This is a genomic window from Petrotoga mexicana DSM 14811, assembly GCF_002895565.1.
GTDB lineage: Bacteria > Thermotogota > Thermotogae > Petrotogales > Petrotogaceae > Petrotoga > Petrotoga mexicana.
Genome location: NZ_AZRN01000005.1, coordinates 1 through 14,850, shown reverse-complemented (window position 1 = coordinate 14,850; position 14,850 = coordinate 1). Strand labels below are relative to the sequence as shown.

Annotated in this window: 14 protein-coding genes; 10 read left to right on the top strand and 4 right to left on the bottom strand. The window is 36.5% G+C overall.

The genetic code is table 11. The features are described from left to right. Positions 1–4: 4 nt before the first annotated feature. Positions 5–964: an RluA family pseudouridine synthase gene (locus X927_RS01490; RefSeq protein WP_103076354.1), complete on the bottom strand. Its 960-nt coding sequence runs from the start codon at positions 962–964 to the stop codon at positions 5–7. Continuing rightward, positions 939–1,382 carry a signal peptidase II gene (gene lspA, locus X927_RS01485; RefSeq protein ID WP_103076353.1) on the bottom strand — a complete coding sequence of 148 codons (444 nt, stop codon included), beginning with the start codon at positions 1,380–1,382 and terminating at the stop codon, positions 939–941. The genes X927_RS01490 and lspA overlap by 26 nt, the downstream gene beginning before the upstream one ends. A gap of 477 nt (positions 1,383–1,859) precedes the next feature. On the opposite strand from lspA, the gene X927_RS01480 reads away from it, so the two are divergent. Together X927_RS01480 and metA are read left to right on the top strand one after the other, a co-directional pair. Continuing rightward, entirely contained in the window at positions 1,860–3,149 is a 1,290-nt protein-coding gene (locus tag X927_RS01480; protein ID WP_103076352.1) for an O-acetylhomoserine aminocarboxypropyltransferase/cysteine synthase family protein, read from the top strand. A 48-nt stretch (positions 3,150–3,197) separates the two neighbouring features. Next, positions 3,198–4,127 carry a homoserine O-acetyltransferase MetA gene (metA, locus tag X927_RS01475; RefSeq protein ID WP_103076351.1) on the top strand — a complete coding sequence of 310 codons (930 nt, stop codon included), beginning with the start codon at positions 3,198–3,200 and terminating at the stop codon, positions 4,125–4,127. Between the two features lie 79 nt (positions 4,128–4,206). Here the strand turns inward: metA and ackA are convergent, their stop codons facing one another. Then, positions 4,207–5,412 carry an acetate kinase gene (gene ackA / locus X927_RS01470; protein WP_103076350.1) on the bottom strand — a complete coding sequence of 402 codons (1,206 nt, stop codon included), beginning with the start codon at positions 5,410–5,412 and terminating at the stop codon, positions 4,207–4,209. 296 nt (positions 5,413–5,708) lie between these two features. Here ackA and X927_RS01465 point away from each other — a divergent pair, with 296 nt between their 5' ends. After that, positions 5,709–6,722: a permease gene (locus X927_RS01465; protein WP_103076349.1), complete on the top strand. Its 1,014-nt coding sequence runs from the start codon at positions 5,709–5,711 to the stop codon at positions 6,720–6,722. 197 nt (positions 6,723–6,919) lie between these two features. Continuing rightward, the gene (locus tag X927_RS01460) at positions 6,920–7,264 is read left to right on the top strand and encodes a thioredoxin family protein (protein WP_103076348.1); all 345 of its coding nucleotides are present in this window, start codon (positions 6,920–6,922) and stop codon (positions 7,262–7,264) included. A 266-nt stretch (positions 7,265–7,530) separates the two neighbouring features. Here X927_RS01460 and X927_RS01450 read toward each other — a convergent pair whose 3' ends face one another. Next, a complete protein-coding gene (locus X927_RS01450; RefSeq protein ID WP_103076347.1) occupies positions 7,531–8,286 on the bottom strand; it encodes an SDR family NAD(P)-dependent oxidoreductase in 756 nt (251 codons plus the stop codon). A gap of 155 nt (positions 8,287–8,441) precedes the next feature. Here X927_RS01450 and X927_RS01445 point away from each other — a divergent pair, with 155 nt between their 5' ends. The 6 genes from X927_RS01445 to X927_RS01420 all read left to right on the top strand — a co-directional run bounded on the left by X927_RS01445 (position 8,442) and on the right by X927_RS01420 (position 14,681). Beyond that, positions 8,442–9,536, top strand: coding sequence for a Gfo/Idh/MocA family protein (locus tag X927_RS01445; RefSeq protein ID WP_103076346.1), 1,095 nt, complete (start codon positions 8,442–8,444; stop codon positions 9,534–9,536). Between the two features lie 139 nt (positions 9,537–9,675). Then, complete coding sequence (locus X927_RS01440; protein ID WP_103076345.1) at positions 9,676–10,821, top strand: Gfo/Idh/MocA family protein; 1,146 nt, start codon at positions 9,676–9,678, stop codon at positions 10,819–10,821. Between the two features lie 316 nt (positions 10,822–11,137). Further along, a complete protein-coding gene (locus X927_RS01435; RefSeq protein ID WP_103076344.1) occupies positions 11,138–11,647 on the top strand; it encodes an NADH-quinone oxidoreductase subunit NuoE family protein in 510 nt (169 codons plus the stop codon). A 14-nt stretch (positions 11,648–11,661) separates the two neighbouring features. Continuing rightward, positions 11,662–12,036 carry a (2Fe-2S) ferredoxin domain-containing protein gene (locus X927_RS10225; protein WP_103076343.1) on the top strand — a complete coding sequence of 125 codons (375 nt, stop codon included), beginning with the start codon at positions 11,662–11,664 and terminating at the stop codon, positions 12,034–12,036. A gap of 13 nt (positions 12,037–12,049) precedes the next feature. Continuing rightward, complete coding sequence (locus X927_RS01425) at positions 12,050–13,507, top strand: NADH-ubiquinone oxidoreductase-F iron-sulfur binding region domain-containing protein (RefSeq protein WP_103076342.1); 1,458 nt, start codon at positions 12,050–12,052, stop codon at positions 13,505–13,507. A 190-nt stretch (positions 13,508–13,697) separates the two neighbouring features. Further along, positions 13,698–14,681, top strand: coding sequence for a [Fe-Fe] hydrogenase large subunit C-terminal domain-containing protein (locus tag X927_RS01420; protein ID WP_245855444.1), 984 nt, complete (start codon positions 13,698–13,700; stop codon positions 14,679–14,681). Positions 14,682–14,850 lie beyond the last annotated feature (169 nt).

Sequence of the window (14,850 nt, the reverse complement as noted above, 5' to 3'; positions counted from 1 at the left end):
TCCGTCAAGAATTTCGCCCTTTTAGGTTTGTTAGAGAGATCAACAGATTTTTAAAATCATCGGGTAAGGGAGCCAAAAATTCCATCCATTCGTTACTTTTTGGGTGGTAAAAACCTAATTTCAATGCATGGAGCATTTGTCTGTCTACAGGTATTTGAAGATTCTTTTCTATTTTATTTTTTCCATACAAAGAATCCCCGATTACTGGATTACCGATGTATTTGAAATGCACTCTGATTTGATGGGTTCTTCCTGTTTTAAGCCTTATCCAAACCAACGTGGCAAGATCTTCAAATTCTTTTAACACTTTGTATTCAGTTAACGCTTCTCTTCCGTTGTACACAACAGCCCTTTTGTGCCTTAAAATAGGATGTCTTCCCAAAGGTAAGTTTATTTCTCCTTCTTTTTCTTTCAGTGTTCCTTCAATTAGGGCTAAATAGTATTTCATTGTCTTTCTTTCCTTGAATTCTTTTGAAAGTAAGTGATGTGAAAAAGCATTTTTTGCTACGACTAACACACCAGAGGTTTCTTTGTCCAATCTATGAACAATTCCTAATCTAGTAGGATCTTGCATCTTTTTGTCAAGATCCTTTACATGGTACATTAGGGCGTTAACCAAAGTACCAGTTTTAATACTCGGTGTTGGATGTACTATCAAACCAGCAGGTTTGTTAATGACGATTAATTCCTCATCTTCATACAGTATATTCAATGGTATATTTTCTGGTAAGATTTCCTCTTCTTTGGTTTCTTCTACCACTTCATGAAAATCTATTTGAATTTCGTCGCCTTGTTTAACTTTGTAATGAGGTTTCTTTTGAGATCCGTTGACGGTAATTTGTCCTTTAATTATTGCGTTTTGGATGAGATTCCTAGAAATTTCAATAGGCATTTTTTCGACGATGTATACGTCGAGCCTTTTTTGTTCATCTTCTTTTTCAACTTTGTACATTCTTTTTTCCATATTTGCTCCTTTTAAAAAAATGGTATAATAAAATCACGCCACCAAAAGTCACGAATATATCAGCTACGTTGAATATAGAAAAGTTTGGCCAATATATCATATCTACAACGTATCCTAACCTGATTCTATCAAAGATATTACCTAAAGCTCCTCCTATGATAAAAGTGATACCCAAGTCAAATGAAGTATTAAAAAACTTATATTTTTCTTTTAAGATAAAAAGAAAAATTACTATTAGTGTAGAGAAGATTCCATGAAACAAAGCCATGCCTTTAAAAAGTCCAAAGGCAATGCCTGTGTTTTCAACATAAGTCAATTGAAAAAATCCAATTTTAATGGTATTTTCTAGAAGAAACGTTTCTGAAAGTTTTTTAGTTAATTGGTCAAAAAAGATAATAATAGGTATAACCCAATTCATTTACTTAATCCCTTCTTTTTACTTTATTACAGCTGTTATTGATTATAACACTTTAGAGGTAAAAATTGCCACTTTACCGTTAAAAATCTCATTAATCTGGCTGTTGACAGAAGCCTTACTTCAACCTTGTGGGAATGGAGCCTTAGTCCTCCTTCCTTATGGGTGGGAAGTAGGGTAAAGAGGTTGAAACTCTTTCATCCTTCTGGGTGAGGAGAGTTTGCTGTATTGTGCAAACTATGTTTTTTTGCAGCTTTGTGCAAAATGGTTCTTTATAATACCTTTGCGAAGCTTTTGCCGTTTTATGCAAAAAGCATTTTCATAATGCTTTAGAAGTAATATCCAAATTCTCATTTGCGAAGCAAATGATGCACGGGGATCTTAAGGGGTTTACCCCTTAACGATTCGGCAAAGGGGCGCTAACACAAGTTTTAGAGTTTCTCAAATCACTATAATTTTAAACAAATGAGGAGGAAAAACATGGAAGAAAGAAATCACAACTTTGATACTTTAATGGTTCATGCGGGTTTTGAAAAAGAGCCAACCACCGGGGCTAACGTAGTACCAATTTACCAGACTTCATCTTATACCTTTGAAGACTCAGCTCATGCCCTTAGGCTTTTCAACATGGAAGAATCCGGGAATATATATACACGTATAATGAACCCAACGACCGATGTGTTGGAGAAAAGAGTTGCTGCTTTGGAAGGTGGTGTAGGTGCTTTAGCCACTTCCTCGGGGCAAGCTGCAGAAGCGATAGCGGTGTTAAACATTATGGAAGAAGGGGATGAAATACTTACAGCAAGCTCTTTGTATGGTGGAACATTCACATTATTCAAAAATTCTTTGAGTAAATTTGGAATAAAGCCCAACTTCTTTGATATTGACGATATGGATAGCTTGAAAAATAATATAAATAATCGGACAAAGGCGGTTTATGTGGAAACTATCGGGAATCCCGAACTTTCTGTACCTGATTTTGAGCGGATTTCTAAGATAGCTCATGAGAATGGTATTCCTTTGATCGTAGATAACACCTTCGCCACACCTTACCTGTGCAAACCTTTCGAATTTGGTGCTGATATCGTTGTTCACTCTTTAACCAAATATTTGAACGGGCACGGTAATTCAATTGGTGGAATTATCGTTGATAGTGGAAATTTCGACTGGAACAATGGTAAATTCGGTATGTTAACTGAAGAAGACCCTGCTTTTCATGGGATAAGCTTTTATAAAAGATTTGGCAACTCTGCCTATATCTCGAAAGCTCGTTCCCAATGGTTAAGAGATCTAGGTACTTCAATAAGTCCTTTCAATTCTTTTTTAATATTGCAGGGCATTGAAACATTGAGTTTGAGAATGGAAAGACATTGTTCTAACGCAATGAAAATTGCAGAATTTCTATCCGGGGATTCGAGGGTGAGTTGGGTAAATTATCCGGGATTGATAAATCATAAAACTCATAAAAATGCAATTAAATATCTAAAACATGGTTTTGGAGGCATGCTTTCCTTTGGAGTAAAAGGTGGAGTAGAAGCAGGAAAAAGGTTTATTGAAGGGTTAAGAATATTTTCCCATGTTGCTAATGTTGGGGATGTTCGATCACTCGCCGTTCATCCGGCTAGTACTACGCATGGGCAGTTAAGTGAAGAAGAACAGTTGGCTTCTGGGGTAAGTCCTGATATGATTAGACTATCCATTGGGATAGAAGACATAGAAGATTTGATCGAGGATATTGATTCAGCTCTAACTAAAGCAACTAGTAATTAATAACCATTTTTTAAGTTCATCCGGGACAGAACGAAAGGAGTGTTAAAAGTGCCTATAAAAATACCTGAAAACTTACCTGCTGCAGATGTATTGAGAAAAGAAAACATATTTCTAATGACTGAAGAGAGGGCGATACATCAAGATATAAGACCTTTAGAGATTGTTATTTTGAATCTAATGCCGAACAAGATAGTTGCCGAAACTCAATTATTGCGCTTGTTAGGAAACACCCCTTTGCAAGTAAATGTAGTGCTTTTAAAGATGGTATCACATAGCCACAAAAACGTATCGCAAGAGTACTTAGACACCTTTTATAAATCTTTTGATCAGATAAATCACAGAAAGTTTGACGGATTAATCATTACAGGAGCCCCTGTTGAAACTCTTGATTTTGAACAAGTGGATTATTGGGAAGAGCTGAAAGAAGTGATGGAATGGTCAAAGAAAAATGTGTTCTCTACTCTTCATATTTGTTGGGGTGCTCAAGCGGGGTTGTACTATCATTATGGTATAAACAAATATCATGTCTCAAAGAAGATATTCGGTGTATTCGAGCATTCGGTAAGTTGTGAAGACTCGCCATTGGTTAGAGGGTTTGATGATACGTTTTGGGTTCCTCATTCTAGACATACCCAGATTAAAAGGGAAGATATTGAACCTATAAAAGAACTAATAATCCTAGCTGAATCTAAAAAAGCTGGTGTTTATTTAGTTGAAAGAAAAGATGGTAGGCAAGTTTTTGTTACAGGACACCCGGAATACGATCCAGAGGTTTTAAAAAAAGAATACTATCGTGATTTAGAAAAAGGTATGGACATTGATATCCCTGTAAACTACTTCCCACATGATGATCCAGAAAAACGTCCCGTAGTAAGATGGCGAAGTCATGCTTATATTTTATTCAACAATTGGTTAAATTACTATGTTTATCAACAAACCCCATACAATCTTGATAATATTGACGAAGCAATTTTTTGATAATCAGTTCTAAAAAAACTGTAGAGCTAACTTATTAGTTGCTCTACAGTTTCATTAATTTAATACAATATTTTAGAATTTAATTTTTTGTTGAAACTAATTCTTTTGTCTCTCTTGCTATCATAAGCTCTTCGTTTGTAGGAACTACCAACACTGTTACCTTAGAATCAGGAGTACTTATAACCCTTTCTAAGCCTTTAAAATTATTTTTCTCTTTATCTATCTTTACACCAAGATAAGTTAAATACTTTTCACATATTTCTTCCCTTGTTACTGGAGAATTCTCTCCTACACCAGCGGTAAACACGATAACATCTACCCCGTTCATCGCTGCCGCATAAGCTCCAATATACTTGGCTATCCTATACTCATAAATATCAAGTGCAAGCCGACAAACTTTGTCTCCTTCTAATGCTTTATCTTCAATATCCCTCATATCACTTGAGAAACCTTTCGTTATTCCATAGACTCCACTTTTATTGTTCAATATTTCTACTACTTCTTTTGCTGTTAATCCCTCTTCTTGAGCCAGAAATGAAACAATAGCAGGATCTATATCCCCACTTCTTGTTCCCATAACCAAACCCTCTAAAGGAGTGAATCCCATTGAAGTGTCGAAAGATTCACCATTTTTTACAGCGGCAATGGATGCTCCATTTCCAATGTGTGAGGTTATGATTTTAAGTGTTTTTATATCTTTTCCCAATATCTCAGCTGCCCTTCTTGAAACATATTTATGACTTGTCCCGTGGAACCCATAACGTCGTATCTTGTATTTTTCGTAGTACTCATAAGGAATTGCATACAAGAAAGATGTTTTTGGCATAGTTTGGTGGAAAGAAGTATCAAATACCGCGATTTGTGGAACATTGGGTAAAAGCTCCATCGCCGCCTTTATTCCCATGACATTTGCTGGATTGTGCAAAGGTGCCAAAAATGACATCATTTCAATTGCATCCAAAGACTCCTTATCAATAATAACAGAAGAAGAAAATCGTTCGCCCCCGTGCACCACTCTGTGTCCAACCGCATCTATTTCGTTTAGAGACGAAATGACCTTGTAATCTTCAGAAGTTAAGAGATCTAAAACTTCTTTTAATCCTTCTTCATGATTTTTTATAACCTTCTCTATAACATATTTTTCTTCGTTTTTTCTGTGGATGATTCTTGATCCTTCTATACCTATTCTTTCGACTAATCCTTTAGCTAAAACTTTTTCTGTATCCATTTCAAGAAGTTGATATTTAATTGAAGAACTACCTGAGTTGATCACTAAAACCTTCATGTTTTTCCTCCTAACCTAGACGATTTTTTAACCGTTAAATTATACAACAATGTGGGAAAAATTTCAAATAAAAAGTATTCAAGAATAATAAATTGCAATAATTTATTTTGATAGCAGCTAATTATGATCTGACATATAAAAAACATTCTCTTTCTGGACAGTGTGTAACACCTGTGCTATAAGTCCTAGTTGAAGATTATAATCATAACATATTGACAAATTTTGATTTTACTCATATAATAATAACACATCAAATATTTTTGATATGTTATTATTATATGTGAGGTTTTCCTAGAATGCAAATATTAAAAGAGATTTGGGAATTTATTCAATATCAGCTTCTTGGCATGAAATGGCTTAATACCTTGATTGAAAATATCCTTTCAGGTCTAGGAGTAGATACATCTACCCGCATAGGTGGTAGCATCGAGTTTTTCCTATATGATGTCATTAAGATAATCATACTGCTGTGTTTACTGATTTTCTTTATCAGTTACATTCAGAGCTTTTTTCCACCAGAACGGAGTAAGAAAATATTAGGTCGATTCCAAGGTGTTGGCGCTAACTCTGTCGCGGCTTTACTAGGCACGGTAACGCCTTTTTGTTCTTGTTCATCCATTCCTTTGTTTATCGGATTTACATCTGCAGGGCTTCCTGTGGGGGTAACTTTCTCGTTTCTTATCTCTTCCCCCATGGTCGACCTAGGTTCACTGCTTCTGCTTATGAGTATTTTCGGAGCAAAAGTCGCGGTCGTGTATGTAATACTCGGATTGATTATCGCGGTAGTAGGTGGTACGGTTATAGAAAAGTTACGAATGGGAAAGTACGTTGAAAGCTTTATTATGATGGCTGGAAATGTAGATATAGAAGCACCCAACCTGACGAGAAAGGATAGACTGGTTTACTCTAAGGACCAAATACTGTCCACCTTTAAAAAGGTGTTTCCATATATTCTGATCGGTGTAGGCATTGGCGCCATTATTCACAACTGGATTCCCGGGGAATGGATTAACGCCGTGCTCGGTAGTAAAAATCCGTTTGGAGTCGTTTTAGCCGCACTTGTCGGTATACCGATGTATGCTGACATCTTTGGTGTCATCCCAATTGCAGAAGCTCTATTATCTAAAGGTGCTGATCTCGGCACCGTTCTTTCGTTTATGATGGCGGTCACAACGCTGTCTATACCATCTATGATTATGTTGCGCAAAGCTGTCAAAACGGAGCTCTTGGCACTATTTATCGCAATCTGCACCATGGGTATCATTATTGTAGGTTATTTTTTTAACGCTATTCAAGGATTGATCCTATAGTAGAAAAAAATATAAGTAAAAAACTTAGTGTCCAGCTATTGATTATACGATCTGTATGGAATGTGGCATTTACATCACAAGGTGTTGTACCACACAAGGTTCAATTGTGTCTATAATCCAATTATATGTTGGAAAAGATTCCAAATAGTTGTTATCAATTAAACAACAAAAAATGAATAAAAAGGAGTGTAATAAAAATGTCACTATTTGAAAAGAAAAAGAAAGAAACAACATCCTGCTACGGAGAAAACCATGATACAGGAGGCATGGCAAAGCCACAACATGCTAAAACTGGGAGTGCTAGCGTTAAAATACTTGGAAGCGGATGTCCGAAATGCAATCAACTTGAAGCGGCAACAAAAGGGGCTCTCCAGAAGCTTGGTATGGATACGACGATTGACCATGTAACAGATTTTTCGGAAATTGCGGCTTATGGTGTTATGGCAACCCCTGCTCTCGTTGTGGATGGGAAAGTGGTTTCTTATGGTAAAGTTTTAAAAACAGAAGAGATAGTGGAGATTCTTCAAAAAGTTAGGTCATGAAAAAGATGAATGAAATTGGCAAGCCGTGTCACAGATTTCGTTAGCAGGTTGTTGCACAAAGAACCCGTCGTAGCACATGTTATTTAGCAGTTTTTGAATACTGAATAAATTTTTAAGCTTTTGAAAGACAACCCCAAGCTCCGGTTCAGTTTTCCACCCGAAGATATAAAAGGTCTGCTGTGAGCAAACCTATATATGTGCATCTATGCTGGGCGCACATAAAAAACATCCGCTTCACGCGGATGTTTTTATACTACGGTTCATAATTATAATGCAGTATATCCTCCATCAATAACCAATTCAGAACCTGTCATGAACGAGGATTCATCGGAAGCTAAGAATAATGCTCCATTGGCAACTTCTTCAGGTTCAGCAGGTCTACCCAATACGGTAGTTCCAAGGAGTTCTTTAGCGGATTGTTCATCTTTTAACAGTTCGTCAGTCATCGGTGTTCTTATTACACCAGGATGTATAGAATTTACTCTAATGTTGTATTTAGCAAGTTCAGCAGCAACTGTTTTTGTTAACAATCTTGAAGCACCTTTTGAAGCATGGTACGCCACAGCAGCTCCACTACCTATGAGTCCATAAATAGAAGAAATATTGATTATAGAACCCTTTGTTACTTTCTTCATTGCGGGTAACACGTACTTTATACCTAAAAATTGGCTCTTTGCGTTTATGTTCATTACACGATCCCATTCTTCTTCTGAGGCGTTTTCTACTCCATTCATGCTTAAAATACCGGCATTGTTTACTAAAACATCTACCTTACCCCATTTCTCTGTTACCTGTTCAACAACTTTTTTCCATTCATCAGCTTTTGTAACATCAAGTTTTACAGCCATTGCTTCAAATCCATCTTTGTTGATTTTATCTGCTACCTCTTTTGCTTCGTTCTCTAAAATATCTGCAACAACGACCTTTGCCCCTTCTTTTGCAAAGAGTTCAGCTTCAGCTCTTCCCATTCCTCTTGCGGCTCCTGTAATAATAGCAACTTTCCCTTCCAATCTTCCTGCCATGCTATAGATCCCTCCTTTTTGAATCAAACATTTTTAATGATAACTGGTGAAAAAACAGACTAAATTTGCCGTATTTAAATTATACCATATTTTTTTAAAAGAAAAAACATTTATGTTAAAATAAATAAAAAGGAATCTTTTAATGGAGGTGTGTTATGTCAAAAAAAATAACCTACGGAATGGTTGGTGGATCCATAGATTCTATGATAGGCGAAGCACATAGAAACGCAATATTATCAGATGGAAGGGCAAGCATAGTTAGTGGCTGTTTTTCAAGGGATTATAAAAAAACATTAAAAACAGGCAAAAAATGGGGTATAAAGAAAGATAGATTGTATGAAAATTACTTGGAAATGGCCGAAGAGGAGAGCAAAAAGAAAAATAAAATTGATTTTGTCGTTATTGCTACTCCGAATGCTTTCCACTATGAAATAGCTAAAGCCTTCTTAGAAAAAGGTATAAATGTTGTCTGCGATAAACCACTAACAACAACAGTAAAAGAAGCTGAAGAACTAAAACAGTTAGCAGATGATAACGATCTTTTGGTGTGTGTAACGTATTCATACGTGGGATATCCGGTGGTCTCGTTAGCGAGGAACAAAATAGAAAAAGGTAAGTTAGGTGAAATAAGATTCGTTAATGTACAATATATTCAAGGATGGCTTGCAAAAAAGATCGAAGATGAAAACAAACAAGCTCAATGGAGGTTGGATCCAAACCAAAGTGGTTTGGCTAATACTACAGCCGACATAGGCAGTCATGTGGAAAACATGGTTTCATATCTTACTGGAAAAGAGATCGATAGTTTGTGTGCACGCCTTGATACTTTCGGTGAATCAAGAAAATTGGAAGATAATTCCACCGTGATGATAAATTTCAAAGATAAAAGTAAGGGATTACTTTTTATGTCTCAAATTGCTGTTGGAGAGAACAACAATTTTAGTCTTTCTGTGTTTGGTTCAGAAGCTACATTGAAATGGAGTTTTAATCAAGCAAACAAATTAACGATTTTGCGTGAAGACCAAAAAGAAGAGATAGTTCAAAATGTGAATGAAATTCCTGGAACGAACATAGGTTTCAAAAATACTTATTCCATGTTTATCACCGATTTAATAAATAAAAAGAACGGTGAAATTATAACCAACGATAATGCCCATTTTCAAAGTGTAAATGCGGGATTAAGAGGGATGAGTTTTATTGAAAAATGTGTAGAAAGTTCAAAAAATGGGAGCGTTTGGGTAAAGTTTTAAAACCAAACTCGATAGGGTGCAATTCGGGGCAAAACCATACTCCTTTATCCTTATGGGTGGGGAGCGGGGTGAAAGGGCGCTAAAGAAAGGTTAGAGATGCTAAAGAAAGTAAAAACTCAAATAAGAGGAGGGGTAAAATATGTTCAAAAGATTGACTTATGGAATGGTAGGTGGAAGTAAAGACTCTCAAATAGGTATAGTCCACAGAAAAGCTATAAATCTACACGGGAAGGCAGAATTAGTCTGTGGAAGCTTTTCTAGAAACTTCAAAAACACTTTGGCAACAGGCAAAGAGTTAAAAATAGATGAGAAAAGATTGTATAAAAATTATGAAGAAATGGCTGAGGAGGAGTCTAAAAGACCCGATAAAATAGATTTTGTATCCATTGTCACCCCCAACAGTTCACATTATGAAGTGGCAAAAAAATTTTTAGAATCTGGAATAAATGTGATGTGTGAAAAGCCGTTAACCATAACTCTAAAAGAAGCTGAAGAACTAAAACAGTTAGCAAGAAAAAACAATCTACTTTTTGCGGTTGCTTACACCTTTACAGGTTATTCAATGTTAAGATACGCCAGAGAGTTAATTAAAAGAGGGGAAATAGGTGAGATTAGATTTATCAATGCTCGATACTTAAGCGAGTGGATGGCAAAGGTCCCCTTTGCCGGTAAAAATCCTCGTCACGAGTGGAGATCGGATCCAAAAGTTTCGGGTGTATCCAACTGTGTCGCTGATATAGGGGTACATGTGGAAAGCGTAGTTTCTTTTTTAACAGGGTTGAAGATAAAGTCCTTAAATGCCAGAATGGACAAGTTTGTTGAGCCAGATAGGCTAGATGATAATGCATCTATACTAATAAATTATGATAATGGGGCAGAAGGCATATACTGGACATCTCAAATTGCTATGGGCCATGAAAATACTTTAGATATCGGTATATATGGAACAAAAGGATCTATAGAATGGTCACAAGAGCACGCAAATTATTTAAAGATCTCAAAAGTTAACCACCCTTTTATAACTTTATCAAGGGGAAGCGAAGAGGTTGATGATTTTATTAAAAACGATTATGTGACTCCTGGTGGGCATCAGGAAGGTTACGTTGAAGCATTTGCAAGGGTATACGATAAGTTTATAAGCGCAATTACAAAAAAGAAAAAAGGAGAACTTTTAGAACAAAGAGACTTAGATTTCCCCACTGTAGAAGACGGAGTGGAGGGAATGCGGTTTATAGAAAGGTGTGTAGAAAGTTCAGAAAAAGGCTTTAGTTGGGTAGAATTTTAAGATTATTTTGTTTCGATTTCTGAAAAAAGTAATAAGTGGTTTAAATTTTATTAAATTACCAAAAGATAAAAAATGGTATAATTAATCAGGTATATTATTAGTGAATTTTTTAACTTGTTTCCTTATGTGTGTGGTCAGAAACTTTCCCCTTCTTTATGCGTAGGATACAGGATTTAAGGGACCGAAGGTCCCTTCCATAGAAGGGTGGGCAGTGGGGCGAAAGGGGTAAAGTTTCTTCATCCTTCTGGGTGGGGAGCGGGGCAAAAGGGGCGCTATATGTGTAATAAAACCTAATTATACGAGGAGGAAGAAATGAATGGATGGACTTCTTGAGAGTAAATTAAAAGACGTTGAAACTTATCTTAATTCACTCGATTTGACGAACAAAACCGAAGAAGAAAGAAGAAGTTTTCTGATTGAAGTTTTGCATAAAGTTCAAGAAAATCTAGGATATATCCCAAATGAAGTGCAAAAATTAGTGGCCAAAAAACTGAAGATCCCTTCTTCTCAAGTTTATGGTGTTGTGACTTTCTATAATTTTTTCTCCACAAAACCTAAAGGTAAGTATCCTATAAGCGTGTGCTTAGGAACAGCTTGTTACGTGGGAGGAGCAAATGAAATCTTAGACGAATTCAAAAAGATTTTAAATGTTGAGGAAGAAGAGGTAACCGAGGATGGATTATTTTCCATTCATCCGGTTAGGTGTTTAGGTGCTTGTGGTTTGGCACCGGTGGTAAAAATAGGGGAAAAAGTACATGGGAGACTTAAAAGAAACGATGTAAGAAAAATAATTAGAGAGTATAGAGCCAAAGAGAAAAATAGTTAATAGGAGGTTTTTCCATGCCTAAATTAAATAGTTTAGAGCAATTAGAATCGTTGATAAATGAACTCAAAGAAAAAGAAAATAAGAATAAAATTGTATTAAAAGTTGCTTTGGGAACTTGTGGTATCTCAGCAGGAGCTGATGAAACTTATGAAGAGCTTCTAAAAGAGGTAGAAGAAGAAAAATTAGAAAATATTGAAGTTATTAAGACAGGATGTTTAGGGTACTGCTATGCTGAGCCAACAGTAGAAGTTAATGAACCTGGCAAAGAACCAGTATTGTATGGTAACGTTACGAAATCGAAAGTAAAAGATCTTGTAAAAACCCATTTAGTGGAAGGAAAAATCGCAGAAGAATTGTTGATAGAGGAAACCCACAAAAAAGCAATTTGAGGGAGGTAAAACGATGCCTGAACAAGTGAGAATCGTTTTAAGAAACGCTGGAAATATTGATCCTGAAAACATTGAAGATTATTTAAAAAATAACGGTTATTTAGCCCTAGCAAAAGCGCTTAACTCAAAAAGAGAAGAGGTAGTTCAAACAGTTTTAGATTCAAATTTGAGAGGTAGAGGTGGTGGTGGGTTTCCAACCGGTTTGAAATGGAAATTCGCTATGCAAGCTAAAGGAGACGAAAAATACGTAATATGTAATGCAGATGAAGGTGATCCTGGCGCATTTATGGATAGATCAGTATTAGAGGGTGATCCCCACTCTGTGTTAGAAGGTATGGCTATAGCTGGGTACGCAATTGGTGCTCAAAAAGGGATTATTTACATAAGAGCAGAGTATCCTTTGGCTGTTGCTAGGTTAAAAGTTGCTATTTCACAAGCTAAAAATTATGGATTGCTGGGAGAAAATATTTTAGGGAGTAATTTTTCTTTTGATATAGAGATCAGACTGGGAGCCGGGGCTTTTGTCTGTGGTGAAGAGACCGCTTTGATCCATTCGATAGAAGGTCTTCGTGGGGAGCCAACCAACAAACCGCCTTTTCCTGCCAATAGTGGCCTATGGAAAAAGCCGACCGTGATAAACAACGTTGAAACACTTGCAAATATAGCACCTATAATACTCAATGGAGCCGATTGGTTCAAACAATACGGAACAGAAAATTCTCCAGGAACAAAAGTGTTTGCACTTGCTGGAGACGTTAAAAAGGTTGGTCTCGTTGAGGTTCCAATGGGGACAACTTTAAGAGAGATAATCTTTGATATAGGTGGAGGGATCAAGGGGGATAAAAAGTTCAAAGCTGTTCAAACGGGAGGTCCTTCGGGAGGGTGCATTCCCGAAGAATACCTCGATACCCCTATAGACTACGACAGCCTTCAAACACTAGGCTCGATGATGGGTTCTGGTGGAATGATTGTAATGGATGAAGATACTTGTATGGTAGATGTTGCAAAATTCTATCTTCAATTTACAGTTGATGAATCCTGTGGTAAGTGTACTACATGCCGTGTGGGAAACGTAAGACTTTTAGAAATTTTGGAAAAAATAACTTCTGGGAATGCCCAATTGGAAGATCTCGATCATATGTTAACTTTGGCTAATGTCGTAAAAAATGGCTCCTTATGTGGTTTAGGACAAACTGCCCCAAATCCGATCCTCTCTACTTATAGGTATTTTGCGGATGAATATAAAGAACATATATTGGATAGAAACTGTCGAGCTGGTGTATGTAAGAATTTAATTAGGTACGAAATAATTCCAGAAAATTGTACAGGTTGTACGGCCTGTGCAAGGGTATGTCCTACTGAAGCGATACAAGGTGAATTAAGAAAACCTCATACAATAGATCAAGAAAAGTGTATAAAATGTGGGTCTTGTTACTCAACATGCAGGTTTAACGCTATAAGAATAGTATAAATATAGCTAAAAATTCCTCTATCCTTCAGGATGTGGATCGTTTGCTGCAGTATGCAAACCATGTTTTTAAATGATTTTGACCTTGAATTTGGGGTTTTTAAGGGGTTTACCCCTTAACGATCGGGTGAAGGGGCGCTAAATCAAATTTTTCAAGAGGGAAAAATTTTTGGTTAGGAGGGAAAAATAATAAATGCCAAAAGTATATATAAATGACCATGAATTTGAAGCTTCCGAAAAAGATACCGTTTTAACGGCTGTTCAAAAATTTGGGGGTTATATACCAACACTTTGTTATATGAACTTAAAGGATATTAATATCGAAAATAAGCCTTCTTCATGTAGAGTATGTATGGTTGAAATAGAAGGTAGAAGAACTTTAGCCCCAGCTTGTACAACGCCCGTATTTGAAGGAATGAAAGTAAAAACACATTCCAGGATGGCAGTAGAAGCTCGAAGAACCGCTGTTCAGTTATTGTTATCCGATCATCCACAAGATTGTTTAAAATGTCCAAAAAATGGTGATTGCGAACTACAAAAAATCGCCTCTGAACTAAACATTGTGAACAATCCTTATTTGGGTAAAACATCCAATTACGACCTTGATATATCTGCTGCAATAATCAGGGATCCGAACAAATGTATTATGTGCAGAAGATGCGAAACCATGTGTAACGAATTTCAAACCGTTGGGGTTCTTTCAGCGATAGATAGAGGTTTTGGTGCTGTCGTTAAGCCTTCTTTTGATATGCCTTTAGAAGAAACAACCTGTACGTTCTGTGGTCAATGCGTGGCAGTCTGTCCTACAGGGGCTCTAGTTGAAAGATCTTACATAGACGAAGTATGGAAAGAATTGGAAAATGAAGAGAAGCACGTTGTAGTTCAAACCGCTCCTGCGGTGAGGGTCGCTTTAGCGGAAGAATTTGGTTACGAGCCTGGAACTATCTCTACCGGGAAGTTGGTTGGTGCATTAAAATTAATGGGTTTTGATAAGGTCTTTGATACCAATTTTGGAGCAGATTTAACCATAATGGAGGAAGCTACAGAGTTCAAAGAAAGGTTAGAAAATGGTGGTTTTTTACCCATGTTAACTTCTTGTTGTCCAGGGTGGGTCAAATTTATTGAACATCAATTCCCTGACGGCTCCTTGTCAAATATGGTTGATAGAATAGACTGAAGAGATGATGAAAAAGGTATTACAAAGATTTTTTGTTGAGTAATTTCAGCTCAGAAAGGATAACTGTTTACAATATGTTGTTCCTTCTGTGATGAAATTTGGTAGTTTTATGAATCTTTCTGGCATCACTCCTAATAGAACTTTTTTGGTATATCTCAAAACTTCCTTG

Coding starts and splice junctions, on each gene's coding strand:
- X927_RS01490 (WP_103076354.1), bottom strand. CDS start 964: ATGGAAAAAAGAATGTACAAAGTTGAAAAAGAAGATGAACAAAAAAGG.
- lspA (WP_103076353.1), bottom strand. CDS start 1,382: ATGAATTGGGTTATACCTATTATTATCTTTTTTGACCAATTAACTAAA.
- X927_RS01480 (WP_103076352.1), top strand. CDS start 1,860: ATGGAAGAAAGAAATCACAACTTTGATACTTTAATGGTTCATGCGGGT.
- ackA (WP_103076350.1), bottom strand. CDS start 5,412: ATGAAGGTTTTAGTGATCAACTCAGGTAGTTCTTCAATTAAATATCAA.
- X927_RS01465 (WP_103076349.1), top strand. CDS start 5,709: ATGCAAATATTAAAAGAGATTTGGGAATTTATTCAATATCAGCTTCTT.
- X927_RS01460 (WP_103076348.1), top strand. CDS start 6,920: ATGTCACTATTTGAAAAGAAAAAGAAAGAAACAACATCCTGCTACGGA.
- X927_RS01450 (WP_103076347.1), bottom strand. CDS start 8,286: ATGGCAGGAAGATTGGAAGGGAAAGTTGCTATTATTACAGGAGCCGCA.
- X927_RS01445 (WP_103076346.1), top strand. CDS start 8,442: ATGTCAAAAAAAATAACCTACGGAATGGTTGGTGGATCCATAGATTCT.
- X927_RS01440 (WP_103076345.1), top strand. CDS start 9,676: ATGTTCAAAAGATTGACTTATGGAATGGTAGGTGGAAGTAAAGACTCT.
- X927_RS01435 (WP_103076344.1), top strand. CDS start 11,138: ATGGATGGACTTCTTGAGAGTAAATTAAAAGACGTTGAAACTTATCTT.
- X927_RS10225 (WP_103076343.1), top strand. CDS start 11,662: ATGCCTAAATTAAATAGTTTAGAGCAATTAGAATCGTTGATAAATGAA.
- X927_RS01425 (WP_103076342.1), top strand. CDS start 12,050: ATGCCTGAACAAGTGAGAATCGTTTTAAGAAACGCTGGAAATATTGAT.
- X927_RS01420 (WP_245855444.1), top strand. CDS start 13,698: ATGCCAAAAGTATATATAAATGACCATGAATTTGAAGCTTCCGAAAAA.